A 15393-nucleotide genomic window follows, 5' to 3' on the forward strand; every position below is an offset into this window, starting at 1 on the left:
GATCAGCGCGCCCGCGCGATTTCCAGCGCGGCGTCGCTGGCGAGCTGGTCGGCCAGCTCATTGTCGCCGTGCCCGGCATGGCCCTTGACCCAGAGCCATTCGACCTTGTGCCGCGTGGCTTCCTTGATCAGCCGTTGCCACAGGTCGGCATTGGCGACGGGCTTTTTCGCGGCGGTCTTCCAGCCGTTTTTCTGCCAGCCGAAAATCCATTTGGTGATACCGTCGCGGACGTAGACGCTGTCGGTCGAGAGTTCGACGTTGCAACTGCGCTTGAGCGCGGCGAGCGCCTCGATCGCCGCCATCAGCTCCATGCGGTTATTCGTCGTGTCGGGTTCGCCCCCGGACAGCGTCTTGACGACATCGCCCCAGCGCAGCACCGCGCCCCAGCCGCCGGGACCGGGATTGCCCTTGCACGCTCCGTCGGTGGCGACAATCACGGTCTTGGCGGTGCTTGTCGTCATGCGAACGCGAACAGGCTGGCGGCGTCGGCGGCGCGATAGCGCTGCAGACGGGCGAGGAAGGGCGATGGATCCTTGCGCGTGACGAGCGCGTCGGCGGGTGTGTGCACCCAATCGTGCGCGCGGGTCAGCAGGAAACGGAGCGACGCCCCGCGTGCGAGCAGGGGCAGCGCGGCGATCTCTGCGTCCGTCAACGATATTTCCCGTAAATAGCCGCGCATCAGCGCGCGTGCGCGCGCCGGATCGCACTGGCTGCCGTCGGTCGAAAAGGTCCATGACGCGTGGGTTATAGCCAGATCATAGGCGCGAAAATCGCTAGCCGCGAAATAGAAGTCGATGAGGCCGGTGACGCGGTCGCCGAGCATCAGGACATTGTCGGGGAACAGGTCGGCATGGATGACGTGCGCGGGCAAGCCGCTCGGCCAGCGCGCGTCGAGATGCCCAAGCTCCTCATCGACGATTGCCTGCAATCCCGGGAGCACGACATCGAGATTTCCCGCCCCTTCGGCCACGGCGCGCCAATGATCGTGACCCATGCTGTTTTCGCGTCCACCGGCATAGGACTCGAGCGCGCGATGCATCGTGCCGAGCGCCGCACCGGCGGCTTCGCACTGTTCCGATGTCGGCTGGGTCAGCGAAATGCCCTGAAGAAATTGGATGAGGCAGGCGGAGCGCCCCGAAATCTGCTGGATGGCGATACCCGTTCGATCGCGGATCATGGCCGGAACGGGGCAATTCTGGCCGGCGAGATGATCGAGCAGATCGACAAAGAACGGCAGGTCGCCTTCGCTGACGCGCTTTTCGTAGAGCGTCAGGATAAAGCGCCCGCCGGTGGTCTCGAGCAGGAAATTGCTGTTCTCGACGCCCTCGGCAATGCCCTTGCACGACACGACGGTACCGATGTCGTAGCGGGACACCAGTGCTGCGAGATCGTCGGGCTCGACGTGGGTATAGACCGCCATCAGGCCGCTTCGAGTCCGCGCGGCAACTTGAAGATCATATGCTCTTCGGCGGTGACGACGATATCCTCGACGACCGGGCGAATGGCGGCGACAGCGTCGATGACTTCGCGGACCAGCGTCTCCGGCGCGCTGGCCCCGGCGGTGATGCCGAGCGTCGAAATATCTTCCAGCCAGGCCCGATCGACATCGGTGCCGCGCTGGACGAGATGCGCGGGCGTCCCCAGCCGTTCGGCCACCTCGACCAGGCGGAGGCTGTTCGAGCTGTTGGGCGCCCCGATCACGATCATGCGGTCGCATTCGCCCGCGATCGCCTTCACCGCGTCCTGACGGTTCGACGTGGCGTAGCAGATGTCCTCGCCACGCGGGCCGCTGATCGCGGGAAAGCGGTGCTGCAATGCTGCGATGATGTCCCGCGTGTCGTCGACAGAGAGTGTCGTCTGGGTCAGGTATGACAGCATCGCGGGATCGCTCGGTGTCAGTGCGGCGACATCGTCCACCGATTCCACCAGCGACATCGCGCCCTCGGGGAGCTGGCCCAGCGTGCCGACGACTTCGGGGTGGCCCGCGTGTCCGACAAAGACGATGTGCCTCCCGGATTCATGCGCGCGCTCGGCTTGCCGATGCACCTTGGATACCAAAGGACAGGTCGCGTCTATATAATCGAGCCCGCGCATCTCGGCCTTTGCCGGCACGGCTTTGGGGACGCCATGCGCGCTGAACACCACCGGAACGCCATCGGGGACCTGGTCGAGCGATTCGACGAAAATCGCTCCCTGCTCTTTAAGCGAGTCAACGACATAGCGGTTGTGCACGATCTCGTGACGGACGTAGACGGGCTCGCCATATTTTTGCAACGCGAGTTCGACGATGCGGATCGCGCGATCGACGCCGGCACAGAAACCGCGCGGCGCGGCAATCAAAACCTTGAGTTCTGCCGCTTCGTGGCCGGACGTGGGCGTCGTCGGATGGGGTGCGTTCATGATGCGCGCGCTCTAGCGCAGCAAGTCCCATGGGGTAAAGCCGCTTCGTCCCTGGTGTCTTTGTCGTTCTCTTTGTTGCGCCTCGTTCATCGCACCGATAAGAAGCGGCGCGCATGAAGCGGGATCAATCGTCCCGGACTTGTCCGTGCGCCTTATTTGGAAAGCCCGATTATCATGATGTCCACTTCGTTTCCGTCCCGTAAGTTCCTGGCCATGCTGTGCGGCGCGGCGGCCATGGCGACGGTGGCGGGCTGTGCGAAGGACAATGAAATCGACGTCTCGGGCGGCGTCGGCATCACCGCGACGCGCAGCGCCTGTCCGGCGGTCGCTGTGCCGCTGCACACCGGCGATATCACGCTGTTCGATCCCGCGACGAGCCGCGATGCGAGCGCGGTCGATGTCGTCGCCGCGATTACCAATGTGACGCCGCAGTGCAACGACACGGGTGAGAAAGTCTATCAGCTCGCGAGTTTCGATGTTGTCGCGACGCGCCGCGATGCCGGACCGGCGCGCACTGTGACGCTGCCCTATTACGCCACGGTGTTGCAGGGCGGGACTGCGGTGGTTGCAAAGCGCCTGGGCAATGTCGCTGTGACTTTTGCGGAAGGGCAGGTGCGCGGCACCGGGCGCGGGCAGGCTTCGGCTTATGTCGATCGCGCCGCGGCGACGCTGCCCGCCGATATCCAGGAACGCATCACGCGCAAGCGCAAGGCGGGGGACCAGGACGCCGCGATTGACCCGCTCAGCCTTCCCGAAGTGCGCGCGGCGGTGCAGCGCGCCAGTTTTGAACTGCTCGTCGGCTTTCAGCTGACGCAGGATCAGCTCGAATATAACGTCCGACGATAGGCCTCGCGGCGGCGTAGCCACGCCGTTCGCCTCTTCACGCCCTGCGCGCCGCCCGGTGACGCAGGGCTTTTCGCGTGCCGCAAGCTGGGATAGGGCGCGCGCAAGACTTTTCCCGATCCAAGATAGGCCAAGCCCCGTGACCCTGTTCAGCCGTTTTTCCGACCATATCGGCACCGCGCTCGATGCGCTCGCCGCCCGCGACGCCTTGCCCGCCGGCCTCGACCGCGGCGCGATCAGCGTCGAACCGCCGCGCGACCCCGCGCACGGCGACGTCGCGACCAATGCCGCCATGGTGCTTGCGAAGCCCGCGGGAATGAACCCGCGTGCGCTTGCCGACCTGCTCGTCGGTGAACTCGGCAAGCTCGATGAGGTGACCGAGGCGAGCGTCGCCGGCCCCGGCTTCATCAATCTGCGCCTTGCCGACGACAGCTGGCGCGACGAACTGGCGCTGATCTTCAGCGAAGGCGGCGACTACGGTCGATCGACGATGGGGCAGGGGCGGCGCGTCAACGTCGAATATGTCTCGGCCAATCCCACGGGCCCGATGCACGTCGGCCATTGTCGCGGCGCCGTCGTCGGCGACGCGCTCGCCGCGCTGCTCGAATATGCGGGGCACGAAGTGATCCGCGAATATTACGTCAACGACGCCGGCGCGCAGGTCGATGTGCTCGCAAGATCGGTGCACATGCGGTACCGCGAGGCGCTCGGCGAGGAGATCGGGGCGATTCCCGAGGGGCTCTATCCCGGCGACTATCTGAAACCCGTCGGCGGCAAGCTGGCGGCCGAGCATGGCGACCGCTTCGTCGATGCGCCCGAAAGCGCATGGCTCGGCCTGTTCCGCGCCGAAGCGGTCAGCGCGATGATGGATATGATCCGCGCCGACCTGGCCAAGCTCGGCATCCATCACGACCTTTTCTCCTCCGAAGCCGAGCTGCAGGCCGAGGGCAAACCCGCCGCCGCTGAAAAATGGCTGCGCGATCATGATCTCGTCTACGACGGCCTGCTCGAAGCCCCGAAAGGCGAAACGCCCGAGGATTGGGAGCCGGTCGAGCTGCCGTTGTTCCGCTCGACCCGGTTCGGCGACGACCAGGACCGCCCGATCAAGAAGTCGGACGGCAGCTGGACCTATTTTGGCGCCGACCTCGCCTATCATTTCCAGAAAAGCCAGAATGCCGACGAGCTGATCGACATCTGGGGCGCCGACCATGCGGGCACAGTGAAGCGGATCAAGGCCGCGGTCGCGGCACTCACCGGCGGCAAGACCCGTTTCGACGTCAAGCTGGTGCAGATGGTCCGCCTGCTCAAGAATGGCGAGCCGTTCAAGATGTCGAAGCGTGCGGGCAATTTCGTCACGCTCGCCGATGTCGTCGAAGAGGTCGGCAAGGATGCGGTGCGCTTCACCATGCTGACGCGCAAGGCCGACGCGCAGATGGACTTCGACTTCGCCAAGGTCGTCGAGGCGTCGCGCGACAATCCCGTCTGGTATCTGCAATATGCCAACGCCCGGATTGCGCGCCTGCGCAAGAAGGCCGCCGAAGCGGGGATCGACTTGCCGGCACCGGCTCCCGCACGGCTGAGCGCGCATGAGTTGGGGCTGATCAAGCTGCTCGCGCAATTCCCGCGCACGGTCGAAGCGTCGGCGTCGGCGCGCGAGCCGCACCGGATCGCATTCTTTCTGGCCGACGTCGCTGCGGCGTTCCACGCCTGGTATAATCTGGGCAACGACGACCCGTCCGCGCGCATCGTGCTCGACAATGACCCCGAACTGACCGCGACGCGGCTTTATTTGGCCGACGGAATCGGGCAGGTTATCCGCAACGGGCTCTCCCTGATGGGGGTTGAGGCGCTCGAGGAGATGAATTGATGGCCGAGGGGAAGGATGCGGGGCAGGGCGAGACGGGGCTTGGCCTCGATGACGAGGATCGGCTGCCCTGGCTCGAAGCGGCCGACGGGTTCGAGGAAGATGGCGAGGTTTCGCCAGTCCGGTTGCTCGTCATGGTCCTTGGTGGGTTGCTCCTGATCGGCGCGGTGCTTGGCGGCCTTTGGTGGGTTCAGAACGGCGGCGCGCGCGGCAAGGGCGAACTGATCGCCGCGGAGCAGGGGGGGTACAAGATAGCCCCCAAGAGTGATGGCGCGAAAACCTTTGAAGGAGAGGGCGATGCCGCCTTTTCCGCCAGCGAGGGCGCGCAGCCAGCGGGCAAGGTCGACCCGGCGCGGATGCCCGAAGAACCCGCTGTGACGCCGGCGGAACGCGAGGCGGCCGCCAAGAAGGCAGCCGCCGAAAAGAAAGCCCCCGCTAAGGCCGCTACCGGCGGCAAGTCCAGCCCGGCCGCTCCGGCCAAGGCGGACGAGAGCACGCCGGCGGCGCCTGCATCGGGAACGGCGATGATCCAGCTCGGCGCGTTCAGCAGCGAGGGAGCGGCCGTGAAGGCATGGACCAACCTGTCGAAGCGTTTTGCCTATCTGGCCGAACTCAATAAATCGGTTTCGCCCGCCAAGGTCGGCGACGGAACCGTCTATCGCCTGCGCGTGTCGGCAGGAACGGCCGCCAACGCGTCGAATTTATGCGGAAAATTGCGTGTTGCGGGTGAAAATTGCGTCGTCGTCCGCTGATTCGGCCCGCTTGGCCGCAGACTCCGTTGGTGCAATCCCGTCGCTATGGCATGTTACCGTGCTGGTCGTTGCCTGAGGGGGCGGCGACCGATGGAGTTTGAAGGACGATGATACCTGCTATTTTCGGCGTGTCGGGCCTGACCCTCACCGATGACGAGCGCGCCTTTTTCCGCGACAGCGACCCCGCGGGCTATATATTGTTTGGCCGCAACATCGAAAACCGCGAGCAGTTGCGGCGCCTGACCGACGAGCTTCGGGGTCTCGACGGCCGCGGCAACCTGCCGATCCTGATCGACCAGGAAGGCGGGCGCGTCGCGCGCATGAAATCCCCCGAATGGCCACTATTCCCGAGTGGCGCGGCATTCGACGCGCTGTACGACCGGGCGCCCGCCAGCGCGATCGAGGCGGCACGGCTCAACGCGATGGCGCTCGCCGCCATGCTCGCCGAGGTGGGCATTACCGTCGATTGCCTGCCGCTTCTCGACGTGCGCCAGCCGGGCGCAAGCGATGTGATCGGCGACCGCGCGCTCGGTAGCGAACCGATGCGCGTCGCGGCGCTGGGCCGTGCGATCCTCGGCGGATTGCAGGCCGGCGGCGTCGTCGGGATCGTCAAGCACATCCCGGGCCACGGCCGCGCGCTGCTCGACACGCACGAGGCGCTGCCCACGGTTACCGCGCCGGATCGCGACCTGCAGACCGATCTCGCGCCGTTCGCGGCGCTGCGCGACGCGGCGATGGCCATGACCTGCCACGTCATTTTCGAGGCGTGGGACCCCGACCGACCCGCGACGCTGTCGCCGATCGTCATCGACACTATCATTCGCCAGCGTATCGGTTTTCACGGCTTGCTGATGACCGACGACCTGGACATGAAGGCGCTGTCGGGCGACGTCCCGTCGCGCGCCGCCGATGCGATCGCTGCGGGCTGCGACATTGCGCTCAATTGCTGGGCGAAGATGGACGACATGATCGGGATTGCGAATGCGCTCGATCCGATCAGCACCGTGTCGCGTGCGCGGCTGGAGGGTGCGATGGACCGGGTGTCGGGCACCGGCGATGCCCGCGCGTTTGCGACACTGGTCGATCAGCGCGACGCGCTGCTGGCAACGGCCTGATCCGCTGATGGAGGCTTTGCCGCTCGATTTCGAGATCGTACCGGCAGCGCCCGAACGCGACGACGCTTTGCAGCTATCGCTCGAAAGCTGGGAGGGGCCGCTCGACCTCTTGCTGGCGCTCGCGCGCAGCCAGAAGGTCGATCTCAAGCAGATTTCGATCCTTGCGCTTGTCGAGCAATATCTGACCTTCATCGCCGAGGCGCGCGAGTTGAAGCTGGAGGTGGCCGCCGATTATCTCGTGATGGCGGCGTGGCTCGCCTATCTCAAATCGGCGCTGTTGCTGCCGAAGGATCCGCTCGAGGATCCATCGCCGGACGAGCTGGCGCTGCGGTTGCAACTCCGCCTTCAGCGGCTCGCGGCGATGCGCGACGCGGCCGCGCGCCTGCTGGCGCGCGATCGTATCGGCCGCGATGTCTTTCTGCGCGCCAAGCCGGAGGGGCTTCGCGATATCAAGGTTCGTCGCTGGGACGCGAGCCTCTATGATCTCCTAGCAGCCTATGGCCAGGTCAAGCTGCGCTCCGAACCCGTCGTGCACATGGTGTCTCGTCGCCCGGTAATCACCCTCGACGCCGCGCTGCATCATCTCCAGCGAATGCTGGGCGTGAAGCTCGACTGGGCCGAACTCGCTGATTTCCTGCCCGGTGACTATGACGGTCCGCTGCGCCGCTCAGCCATCGCATCGAGTTTCGTCGCGGCGCTTGAATTGGCAAGGCAGGGCCGCGTCGAATTGCGGCAGGATGGCGCCTTCGAGCCGCTCTATTTGAAAGCAGCACAAGCATGATCGACGATCTTGAGCGCGCGATAGAGGCGATGTTGTTCGCCAGCGACGAGCCGCTTGACGCGCGGCAGGTCGCGGCGCGCCTCGGCGACGAAATGACGCCGGGCCAGGTGAAGGCGATCATCGAAAATATCGCGCAGCGCCATTCGGGAAGCGGTATCGAGCTTGTAGAGCGCGGCGGGCACTGGCATTTTCAGACCCCGGCCGATCTGGCACATCTTTTGCGCCGCGAACGCGACGACCCGCGCAAATTGTCGCGTGCCGCCGCCGAGGTGCTGGCGATCATCGCCTATCACGAGCCGGTCAGCCGCGCCGAAATCGAAGCGATCCGGGGTGTCCAGACCTCGAAGGGCACGCTCGATGTGCTGATGGAAGCCGAATGGATCATGCCCGCCGGCCGCCGCGAAGTTCCGGGGCGGCCACTGATCTACAAGACGACCGACGCGTTTCTGCAACATTTCGGCCTCACCAGCCGCAAGGACCTGCCGGGAATCGAAGATTTGCGCGCGGCGGGTCTCCTCGACCCGGTCGATCTCGCTTTCGAGGAAGCGATGGGCGAACTGGACCTAGTAAAAGACGGCGAAGAGGCTTAGATGGGCCCTTCAAGGAGATTTTGAGATGGGTAGCTTCAGCATCTGGCACTGGCTCGTGGTCGGGATCCTCGTCCTGCTGCTGTTCGGCAAGGGCCGCTTTTCCGACATGATGGGCGATGTCGCCAAGGGCATTAAAAGCTTCAAGAAGGGGATGTCGGAAGACGACGCGCCGACCCCCGCGCCGAAGCAGATCGAAGGCCAGCGCACGCCCGATCTGACCGCGACGCCGACGCCCACCGCGGAAACCGAAAACCGCTAAATTCTGGCTGCTTGCGGGGATTGGGCTTTTAAATGTTCGATGTTGCGCCCACCGAGTTGCTGCTCGTCGTGGTGGTGGCCTTGGTCGTTATCGGCCCCAAGGACCTCCCCAAGGCGATGCGCTTTGTCGGCAAATGGATGGGGAAGGCGCGCGGTATGGCCCGCCATTTCCGCGCCGGACTCGACACGATGATGCGCGAGGCCGAGCTCGAGGAACTCGAGAAGCAGTGGCGCGAGCAGAATGAGGCGATCATGCGGGAATTTCCGCGCATCGACGATGTCGGCACGTCGCAGCCCGCCGCATCGGTACCGGCAACACAAGACGAAGCCGCGCCTCCGGCAACTGACGCCGAGGTCGATCAGGCCGCCGCCGCCGGACCGCCTGAAACCCATGCCGTGCCGCCGAAGGACGGCCCGTTGCCATGAGCGCGGAGACATCCGCGTCCGCGGAGGAAGATGGCGCCGGCGGCAAGATGCCGCTGCTCGACCATCTTATCGAGCTGCGCTCGCGGCTGCTGAAATCGCTGCTGGCGATCGGCTTCGCTTTCGGGATCTGCCTCTATTATGCGAAGCCGATTTTCGGGATCCTCGTCCAGCCGCTGGTCCGCGCCGGACAGGGGAAGCTGATCTATACCCAGCTGTTCGAAGCCTTTTTCGTCGAGATCAAGGTCGCGCTGTTCGCGGCGATGATGATCGCCTTTCCGGTCATCGCCAACCAGCTGTGGAAATTCGTCGCACCGGGCCTCTTCAAGCAGGAAAAGCGTGCGCTGCTGCCTTTCCTGCTCGCGACGCCGGTGCTGTTCGCGATCGGCGCGAGCTTCGCCTATTTCATCACCATCCCGATCGCGCTCAAATTTCTGCTCGGCTACCAGGGCGATATCGGCGGGATCACGCAGGAGGCGCTGCCTTCGGTCGGCAATTATCTGAGCTTCACGATGCAGTTTATCATGGCGTTCGGCATCGCCTTCCTGCTGCCGATCCTCTTGATGCTGATCGAGCGGTCGGGGCTGGTTACGCGCGAGCAGCTGGTGTCGGCGCGGCGCTACATGATCGTCGCGGCCTTTGCGATCGCGGCGGTTTTCACGCCGCCCGACATCCTCAGCCAACTGCTGCTCGCGGTGCCGTTGGTATTTCTGTATGAAATGTCGCTCTTCGCGATCTGGTTTACCCAGCGCCGACGCAAAACAGGCGCCGAAGAGGCGCCTGTCGAGCCTCTCGAAGAGGCTTAGGGTAAGTCGTCAAAATCAGTCGATAGCGTCGCTGCCGGCCTGTCCGACCGACTCGATATCGCGACCAGCGCCCTTCACCGTGTTGCAGCCCGTAACCAGAACACTGGCGAGAAGGGCGAGAAGAATTGCACGGAAACTCGTCATGTTTCTAACCTCTCCAAGATGGACGCAAAATGGCCCGGCACGCTTCGAGGGGGGGGAGGGAATGCGGGCCGGGCCAATGTTGCTGAGCAGCGCTGCGGGGGGGCGATGACCGCTGCTCGAATGGGAAACGAGCTACATGGGCCATAGTTCCCGAAAAAAATCGCTGCGATAAATTTTTTTTCGTGAATCTTTTGAATCGCTTGGATTCCAGGGACTTGCGATCAGAGCGTAGTCAATCCGCTGAGCACCGCGAGCCCGAGAAACGCCAGAAAACCCATGGAATCGGTGGTCATGGTGACGAAGATCGAGCTGGCCACCGCGGGATCCTGATCGAGCCGGTCGAGCAGCAACGGGATCGCGACGCCTGCCACGCCGGCGACGAAAATATTGACGATCATCGCCGCTGCGATGACCCCGCCGAGCATCGGGTTCGCAAACCAGAGCGCAGTGGCCGTGCCCGCGATCAGGGCAATCGTCCCGCCGTTGAGCAGCGCGATCTTCATCTCGCGCCAGATCGCGCGCCAGCTGTTCGAATCGGTGAGCTGGTTCATGGCAAGTGCGCGGACCGTGACCGCGAGCGTCTGCGTCCCGGCGTTGCCGCCCACCCCCGCGACGATCGGCATCAGCGCCGCGAGCGCGACCATATGTTCGATCGCGCCGCCGAACAGGCCAACGATCGTCGAGGCGACGAGCGCGGTGCCGAGATTGGCGATCAGCCAGCGGACGCGCGCGCTATAGGTTTCGCGGATCGGCTCGTTGATGTCGCCGTCGCCGGCGCCCGACAGGCGCAGGATGTCCTCGCCGGCCTCTTCCTGAATGATATGGACGATGTCATCGACGGTGATCATGCCGACAAGGCGCCCCGCCTTGTCGACCACAGCGGCGGAGATCAGCGCATATTTCTGGAAGCGCAACGCGACTTCTTCCTGATCCATGTCGACCGGAATCAGCGTTTGCTCGCGTTTCATCACATCGCTGATGGCGATGTCGCGCGGGGTGCGAAGTATCCAGCTCAGCTGGCATGTGCCGACCGGCTTGTGCATCGGATCGACAACAAAGATTTCCCAGAAATCGCTGGCGAGATCGGCGTCTTCGCGCAGCCGATCGATCACGTCGCCCACGGTGACATGTTCGGGCACCGCGACGAGGTCGCGCTGCATCAGACGGCCCGCCGATTCCTCGGGGAAGGACAGAGCGTCCTCGATCGCGGCGCGATCTTCGGGCTCCATCGCCTGGAGAACCGCCTGCTGCTCGTCCTCCTCCATGTCCTCGATGATCGCGACGGCATCGTCGGTATCGAGTTCGGAAGCGAGTTCGGCGACTTGCTCGGGCGCGAGCAGGTCGATCAGCTCCTCGCGGACATAATCGTTCATCTCCGCGAGCACGTCGGCGGAAAGCATGTTGCCGAGCACGGCCGCCAGCATCGGGCGCTCGTCAGTGCGCGCGAGTTCGAACAGGTCGGCGATGTCGGCGGGATGGAGGCGGCCGACGCGTTCGCGCGCCGCTTCGGCTTCGCCGGCTTCGGCAAGTTCGATCACGTCACGGACGAATTGGGGTTTCAGCCGGTCGTCTTCATCGAGTTCGGTTTCGGGTTCGCGGAGAGCGGCTTCGCGGTCATCGACGATCGCTGCATCGTCGGGCGGCAGGGATTCTTCGCGTTTGTCCATCGCGCGGTCCTCCCGGTCTCTTGCGGCGTCCGAGCTTTCCCCTAGTGCCGCCACCTGCCGATGGCAACGCCGCGAACGCCTTTTCCACAATTAGACCTTGGCCTTGAGCGCTGTGCCCCGCTATGGCACCGCCAAATCAGACCATCAGGAGCTTCAATATGTCCGAAACCCTCACGCTTTCGCTCTCGACCGGCGATGTCGTCATCCGCCTGCGCCCCGACCTCGCGCCGCAGCACGTCGAGCGAATCTCGACCCTCGCCAAGGAAGGCTTTTACGATGGCGTCGTGTTCCACCGCGTGATCCCCGGATTCATGGCGCAGGGCGGCGACCCGACGGGTACCGGCATGGGCGGCAGCCAGCTTCCCGACCTGCCGCAGGAATTCAATAGCGAGCCGCACGTCCGCGGCGTTTGCTCGATGGCGCGTGCGCAGAACCCCAACAGCGCGAACAGCCAGTTCTTCATCTGCTTCGACGACGCGCGATTCCTCGACAACCAGTATACGGTCTGGGGCGAAGTGACCGAAGGCATGGAAAATGTCGACGCACTGCCCAAGGGCGAGCCGCCGCGCGAACCCGGCAAGATCGTCAAGGCGACCATCGGCTGATTTCAGAAAATCCCCACTTCGGTGGGGATTTTTTTGCCTAGTCGCCGATAAAGCCGTTGAGCCGTTCGCAGGCGGCGACCCAGTCTTCCTTGAATGCCTGCACGACCTGTCCGGCGCCCATCGCCTCGTTCATCAGGCCGACCCCCTGGCCGACCCAATAGGTCGCAAGCGCCTTTGCCCCCTCGTGCCCGCCTTCGGACAATTTATCGACCTTGCGCAGCGCGGGTTCGCTGACCAGCGATTGCAGCGGCATCGGCAGGGGTTTTGGCGCACCTTCGGCTTCCCATGCGTCGGTCCACGGCGAGCGGAGCTGGCGCGAGGGTTTTCCGGTGCGGCTTTTCGATCGCACGGTATCGCGCGCCGAGGCAGCGAGCATCTTTTCCTTCACCACAGGGTTGGTTTCGGCCTCGGCGGTCGTCAGCCATACCGAACCGCACCAGGCGCCGTGCGCGCCCATCGCCATCGCCGCCGCCATCTGGCGCCCGGTGACGATGCCGCCCGCAGCGAGGATCGGGGTGTCCGCGCCCACGGCTTCGACCGCCGCGGCGACTTCGGGGACGAGCACCATCGTCGCGACCTCGCCGCAATGGCCGCCCGCCTCGCCGCCCGCTACGACGAGGATATCGACACCGGCACGGACTTGCGCCAGCGCGTGGTCGCGCGTGCCGACGAGCGCGGCGACCGGCACATTATGACGCTTGCCGAGTTCGAGCATCAGCGGCGGCGGAACGCCGAGCGCGTTGGCGATCAGCTTGATCGGATGGCGGAAGGCCACTTCGAGCAGCTTCGCCGCGCCATCCTCGTGCATATTGTCGCCGAAGCTCTGCCGGGTTTCCATAGCGGCCGCCAGCCCGGCGGCATCGACGTCGAATTTGCCGAGGAGGTCGGCGGCGAATCGCAGATGCGTTTCGGGCACTTTCGCGGCGGCGAGCGAAGGCGCGTCGCCCTTACCCGCGAAGCTGTTCGGCACGATCAGGTCGATGCCATAGGGGCGTCCGCCGATATGCGCGTCGATCCATGCAAGCTCTTCCTCGAGCCGCTCGGGCGGGAGGGCGGCGGCGCCGAATACCCCCATGCCGCCGGCTTTCGACACAGCGACAACGACGTCGCGGCAGTGGGAAAAGGCAAGCAGCGGGAATTCGATGCCGAGCAGGGCGCAGATGGGGGATTGCATGGGACCTCTCCGTTCATATTTGCTCCATGTCAGCGCCAGTTGACGTAAACGTCAAGTTGATTTGCTGGACGGGCGGATTATCGCAGGTCGCATGACCCAATTCTCGCTTCCCGATTTCGACCTCGATGCCTTTGTTCGCGCCACCTTGGCCGAGGATCTGGGGGCGGGGGGCGACATTACCTCGATGGCGACGATCCCCGCCGATGCACGCTTTGGCGGGGTGATGGACAGCCGCGATGCGATCATCGTCGCGGGGCTGCCGATCGCCGAGCGCTTCTTTCGCGCGCTCGAACCCGCGATGGAGATCGAGATTCTGATCGAGGAAGGCACTGAAGCCGCCGAGGGCAGCGACCTGATGCGCCTGTCGGGCAATGCGCGCGCGATGCTGACGGCCGAGCGGTCGGCGCTCAACACGGTGCAGCATCTGTCGGGCATCGCGACGATGACGCGGCAATATGTCGATGCGCTCGCGGGGACCGGCGCGACATTGCTCGACACGCGCAAGACGATCCCCGGCCTGCGCGTGCTCGAGAAATATGCGACGCGGATGGGCGGCGCGAAAAACCATCGTATGGGCCTGTGGGACGCGGCGATGATCAAGGACAATCATGTCGCCGTCGCGGGATCGGTCGAGGAGGCGGTGCGGCGCGCGGTCGTGGCGGGAATCGCCGACATCATCGTCGAGGTCGATCGCGTGGCGCAAGTCGAACCCGCGCTGAATACCGGCGCGACGCACCTGCTGCTCGACAACATGAGCCTCGACGAACTGCGCCAGTGCGTCGCGCTGGTCGGCGGCAAGGTGCCGACCGAGGCGTCGGGCGGGGTACGGCTTGATACGATCCGCGACATCGGCGCGACGGGCGTGACCTATGTGTCGGTCGGGCGGCTGACGCAGTCGGCGCCGGCGGCGGACATCGGGCTCGATTTTGCGCTGGTTTAGCGCCGTCGCGCTGGCGTTGGTGCCGGTCGCGGCGCAGGCGCAATCGCTGGCCTGCTCGGTTCCCGACCGGATCCCGGTCCCGCGCCTCGAACAGCCGAAGCGCGGCGAACCGGTGCGCAAGCCCGCGATCACGGGCTATCTGCTCGCCATGAGCTGGTCGCCGCAGCATTGCGCCGACGTGCGGAACCCCAAGGGCGCGCGCGACCGGTTCCAATGCGCGGGCGAGAATGGCCGCTTCGGCTGGGTGCTGCACGGGCTGTGGCCCGAGGCCGACGGTCCCGCTTACCCGCAATGGTGCCGCCCGGCGAAGATTGTGCCGCAACCGGTGTTGCGGAAACATATGTGCATGACGCCGTCGGCGCAGCTGCTCCAGCATGAATGGGCAAAGCATGGGACGTGCATGAGCCCGCATCCCGCCGCCTATTTCCGCGCGGCCGATATATTGTTCCGCGCCGTCCGCTTTCCCGACATGACGGCGCTCGCCGTGAAACCGCAGACGGCGGGGAGCATTCGACGCGCCTTCGCCGCCGCCAATCGAGGGGTGACGGTGCCGATGATTGCGGTGTCGGCCGACCGGCAGGGTTGGCTGAACGAAGTGCGCTTGTGCCTGGGGCCGCGGATGAAGCCCGCACGGTGCAAGCCGTTCCAGGCGGGCGCGAAAGACGGGCAACGGCTTCGCGTCCGATCGATGCCCAAAGGTTAAGGCGTGAGCGTCGAAGCGTCCCGCCGTGGGACGGTGGCGGCATTAACACTCTTTTAACCTTATCGACTCGTTAACATCCCCCTAGCCTTGGGTGCATGGAGTCGGACGATCATATCGACATTCGCGAGCGTGTGCGTGCGCACGGCGCACGGCAATTGGCGATTGCGCGCCTGAATGCGCCCGAGGATTGGCAAGGCGAGCTGCGCGCGGCGCTGGCCGCGCATCGTGAGCCGGTGACGATCTTTTCGGGCAATGATTTCCGGCTGTTCCTGCAGAGCTTCGCGATTTTCTTTACCGCGACCATGATGTTTTTGGTTTGAGGCTGGGC

The 15393-nt window shown here is 64.9% G+C and carries 19 protein-coding genes; 13 read left to right on the forward strand and 6 right to left on the reverse strand.

The genetic code is table 11. From position 1 onward, the window contains the following. Positions 1-2 precede the first annotated feature (2 nt). Genes rnhA through ispH form a run of 3 tightly spaced genes read right to left on the reverse strand, consistent with a single transcriptional unit; the run spans position 3 to position 2400 of the window. On the reverse strand, positions 3-461 hold the full coding sequence (gene rnhA / locus VSX79_RS08030; RefSeq protein ID WP_326915119.1) for a ribonuclease HI: 459 nt from the start codon (positions 459-461) through the stop codon (positions 3-5). Next, complete coding sequence (thrB, locus tag VSX79_RS08035) at positions 458-1420, reverse strand: homoserine kinase (RefSeq protein WP_326915120.1); 963 nt, start codon at positions 1418-1420, stop codon at positions 458-460. The genes rnhA and thrB overlap by 4 nt, the downstream gene beginning before the upstream one ends. Further along, positions 1420-2400 carry a 4-hydroxy-3-methylbut-2-enyl diphosphate reductase gene (gene ispH / locus VSX79_RS08040; protein WP_179496510.1) on the reverse strand — a complete coding sequence of 327 codons (981 nt, stop codon included), beginning with the start codon at positions 2398-2400 and terminating at the stop codon, positions 1420-1422. The genes thrB and ispH overlap by 1 nt, the downstream gene beginning before the upstream one ends. 174 nt (positions 2401-2574) lie before the next feature. Here ispH and VSX79_RS08045 point away from each other — a divergent pair, with 174 nt between their 5' ends. The 9 genes from VSX79_RS08045 to tatC all read left to right on the forward strand — a co-directional run bounded on the left by VSX79_RS08045 (position 2575) and on the right by tatC (position 9832). Further along, on the forward strand, positions 2575-3246 hold the full coding sequence (locus VSX79_RS08045; RefSeq protein WP_326915121.1) for a hypothetical protein: 672 nt from the start codon (positions 2575-2577) through the stop codon (positions 3244-3246). 136 nt (positions 3247-3382) lie between these two features. Beyond that, positions 3383-5110 carry an arginine--tRNA ligase gene (gene argS, locus VSX79_RS08050; protein WP_179496506.1) on the forward strand — a complete coding sequence of 576 codons (1728 nt, stop codon included), beginning with the start codon at positions 3383-3385 and terminating at the stop codon, positions 5108-5110. Further along, positions 5110-5859: an SPOR domain-containing protein gene (locus VSX79_RS08055; protein ID WP_179496504.1), complete on the forward strand. Its 750-nt coding sequence runs from the start codon at positions 5110-5112 to the stop codon at positions 5857-5859. Before argS ends, VSX79_RS08055 begins: the two co-directional genes overlap by 1 nt. A gap of 107 nt (positions 5860-5966) precedes the next feature. Further along, positions 5967-6974 carry a beta-N-acetylhexosaminidase gene (gene nagZ, locus VSX79_RS08060; protein WP_179496502.1) on the forward strand — a complete coding sequence of 336 codons (1008 nt, stop codon included), beginning with the start codon at positions 5967-5969 and terminating at the stop codon, positions 6972-6974. A gap of 7 nt (positions 6975-6981) precedes the next feature. Beyond that, a complete protein-coding gene (locus tag VSX79_RS08065; RefSeq protein WP_326915122.1) occupies positions 6982-7755 on the forward strand; it encodes a segregation and condensation protein A in 774 nt (257 codons plus the stop codon). Further along, a complete protein-coding gene (scpB, locus tag VSX79_RS08070; RefSeq protein ID WP_179496500.1) occupies positions 7752-8345 on the forward strand; it encodes an SMC-Scp complex subunit ScpB in 594 nt (197 codons plus the stop codon). Before VSX79_RS08065 ends, scpB begins: the two co-directional genes overlap by 4 nt. 25 nt (positions 8346-8370) lie before the next feature. Beyond that, positions 8371-8604: a twin-arginine translocase TatA/TatE family subunit gene (locus VSX79_RS08075; protein ID WP_179496498.1), complete on the forward strand. Its 234-nt coding sequence runs from the start codon at positions 8371-8373 to the stop codon at positions 8602-8604. A 32-nt stretch (positions 8605-8636) separates the two neighbouring features. Next, complete coding sequence (tatB, locus tag VSX79_RS08080; RefSeq protein ID WP_326915123.1) at positions 8637-9029, forward strand: Sec-independent protein translocase protein TatB; 393 nt, start codon at positions 8637-8639, stop codon at positions 9027-9029. Further along, the gene (gene tatC, locus VSX79_RS08085; RefSeq protein WP_179496494.1) at positions 9026-9832 is read left to right on the forward strand and encodes a twin-arginine translocase subunit TatC; all 807 of its coding nucleotides are present in this window, start codon (positions 9026-9028) and stop codon (positions 9830-9832) included. Before tatB ends, tatC begins: the two co-directional genes overlap by 4 nt. Positions 9833-9847: 15 nt before the next feature. Here the strand turns inward: tatC and VSX79_RS08090 are convergent, their stop codons facing one another. Together VSX79_RS08090 and mgtE are read right to left on the reverse strand one after the other, a co-directional pair. Beyond that, positions 9848-9976 (reverse strand): entericidin A/B family lipoprotein, encoded by a 129-nt coding sequence (locus VSX79_RS08090; protein WP_179496492.1) that lies wholly within the window; start codon positions 9974-9976, stop codon positions 9848-9850. A 221-nt stretch (positions 9977-10197) separates the two neighbouring features. Next, on the reverse strand, positions 10198-11643 hold the full coding sequence (mgtE, locus tag VSX79_RS08095; RefSeq protein WP_326915124.1) for a magnesium transporter: 1446 nt from the start codon (positions 11641-11643) through the stop codon (positions 10198-10200). 158 nt (positions 11644-11801) lie between these two features. Between mgtE and VSX79_RS08100 the strand changes: the two genes are divergently transcribed. Beyond that, positions 11802-12248 carry a peptidylprolyl isomerase gene (locus VSX79_RS08100; protein WP_179496488.1) on the forward strand — a complete coding sequence of 149 codons (447 nt, stop codon included), beginning with the start codon at positions 11802-11804 and terminating at the stop codon, positions 12246-12248. Between the two features lie 37 nt (positions 12249-12285). Here VSX79_RS08100 and VSX79_RS08105 read toward each other — a convergent pair whose 3' ends face one another. After that, a complete protein-coding gene (locus tag VSX79_RS08105) occupies positions 12286-13422 on the reverse strand; it encodes an NAD(P)H-dependent flavin oxidoreductase (protein ID WP_326915125.1) in 1137 nt (378 codons plus the stop codon). Positions 13423-13513: 91 nt separating this feature from the next. Between VSX79_RS08105 and nadC the strand changes: the two genes are divergently transcribed. From nadC to VSX79_RS08120, 3 genes are all read left to right on the forward strand, one after another. After that, positions 13514-14362: a carboxylating nicotinate-nucleotide diphosphorylase gene (gene nadC, locus VSX79_RS08110; RefSeq protein WP_179496484.1), complete on the forward strand. Its 849-nt coding sequence runs from the start codon at positions 13514-13516 to the stop codon at positions 14360-14362. Continuing rightward, the gene (locus tag VSX79_RS08115) at positions 14349-15065 is read left to right on the forward strand and encodes a ribonuclease T2 family protein (protein ID WP_179496482.1); all 717 of its coding nucleotides are present in this window, start codon (positions 14349-14351) and stop codon (positions 15063-15065) included. The genes nadC and VSX79_RS08115 overlap by 14 nt, the downstream gene beginning before the upstream one ends. Before the next feature lie 155 nt (positions 15066-15220). Further along, positions 15221-15385: a hypothetical protein gene (locus tag VSX79_RS08120; protein ID WP_257018133.1), complete on the forward strand. Its 165-nt coding sequence runs from the start codon at positions 15221-15223 to the stop codon at positions 15383-15385. Positions 15386-15393 lie beyond the last annotated feature (8 nt).

This window comes from Sphingopyxis chilensis (genome assembly GCF_035930445.1).
Lineage (GTDB): Bacteria > Pseudomonadota > Alphaproteobacteria > Sphingomonadales > Sphingomonadaceae > Sphingopyxis > Sphingopyxis chilensis.

Excerpts from the sequence above, each read along its gene's own strand:
- VSX79_RS08100 (WP_179496488.1), top strand. The coding sequence starts at position 11,802 with ATGTCCGAAACCCTCACGCTTTCGCTCTCGACCGGCGATGTCGTCATC.
- nadC (WP_179496484.1), top strand. The coding sequence starts at position 13,514 with ATGACCCAATTCTCGCTTCCCGATTTCGACCTCGATGCCTTTGTTCGC.
- VSX79_RS08105 (WP_326915125.1), bottom strand. The coding sequence starts at position 13,422 with ATGCAATCCCCCATCTGCGCCCTGCTCGGCATCGAATTCCCGCTGCTT.
- VSX79_RS08065 (WP_326915122.1), top strand. The coding sequence starts at position 6,982 with ATGGAGGCTTTGCCGCTCGATTTCGAGATCGTACCGGCAGCGCCCGAA.
- ispH (WP_179496510.1), bottom strand. The coding sequence starts at position 2,400 with ATGAACGCACCCCATCCGACGACGCCCACGTCCGGCCACGAAGCGGCA.
- VSX79_RS08090 (WP_179496492.1), bottom strand. The coding sequence starts at position 9,976 with ATGACGAGTTTCCGTGCAATTCTTCTCGCCCTTCTCGCCAGTGTTCTG.
- thrB (WP_326915120.1), bottom strand. The coding sequence starts at position 1,420 with ATGGCGGTCTATACCCACGTCGAGCCCGACGATCTCGCAGCACTGGTG.
- scpB (WP_179496500.1), top strand. The coding sequence starts at position 7,752 with ATGATCGACGATCTTGAGCGCGCGATAGAGGCGATGTTGTTCGCCAGC.
- VSX79_RS08045 (WP_326915121.1), top strand. The coding sequence starts at position 2,575 with ATGATGTCCACTTCGTTTCCGTCCCGTAAGTTCCTGGCCATGCTGTGC.
- VSX79_RS08075 (WP_179496498.1), top strand. The coding sequence starts at position 8,371 with ATGGGTAGCTTCAGCATCTGGCACTGGCTCGTGGTCGGGATCCTCGTC.
- mgtE (WP_326915124.1), bottom strand. The coding sequence starts at position 11,643 with ATGGACAAACGCGAAGAATCCCTGCCGCCCGACGATGCAGCGATCGTC.
- nagZ (WP_179496502.1), top strand. The coding sequence starts at position 5,967 with ATGATACCTGCTATTTTCGGCGTGTCGGGCCTGACCCTCACCGATGAC.
- tatC (WP_179496494.1), top strand. The coding sequence starts at position 9,026 with ATGAGCGCGGAGACATCCGCGTCCGCGGAGGAAGATGGCGCCGGCGGC.
- tatB (WP_326915123.1), top strand. The coding sequence starts at position 8,637 with ATGTTCGATGTTGCGCCCACCGAGTTGCTGCTCGTCGTGGTGGTGGCC.
- rnhA (WP_326915119.1), bottom strand. The coding sequence starts at position 461 with ATGACGACAAGCACCGCCAAGACCGTGATTGTCGCCACCGACGGAGCG.
- VSX79_RS08055 (WP_179496504.1), top strand. The coding sequence starts at position 5,110 with ATGGCCGAGGGGAAGGATGCGGGGCAGGGCGAGACGGGGCTTGGCCTC.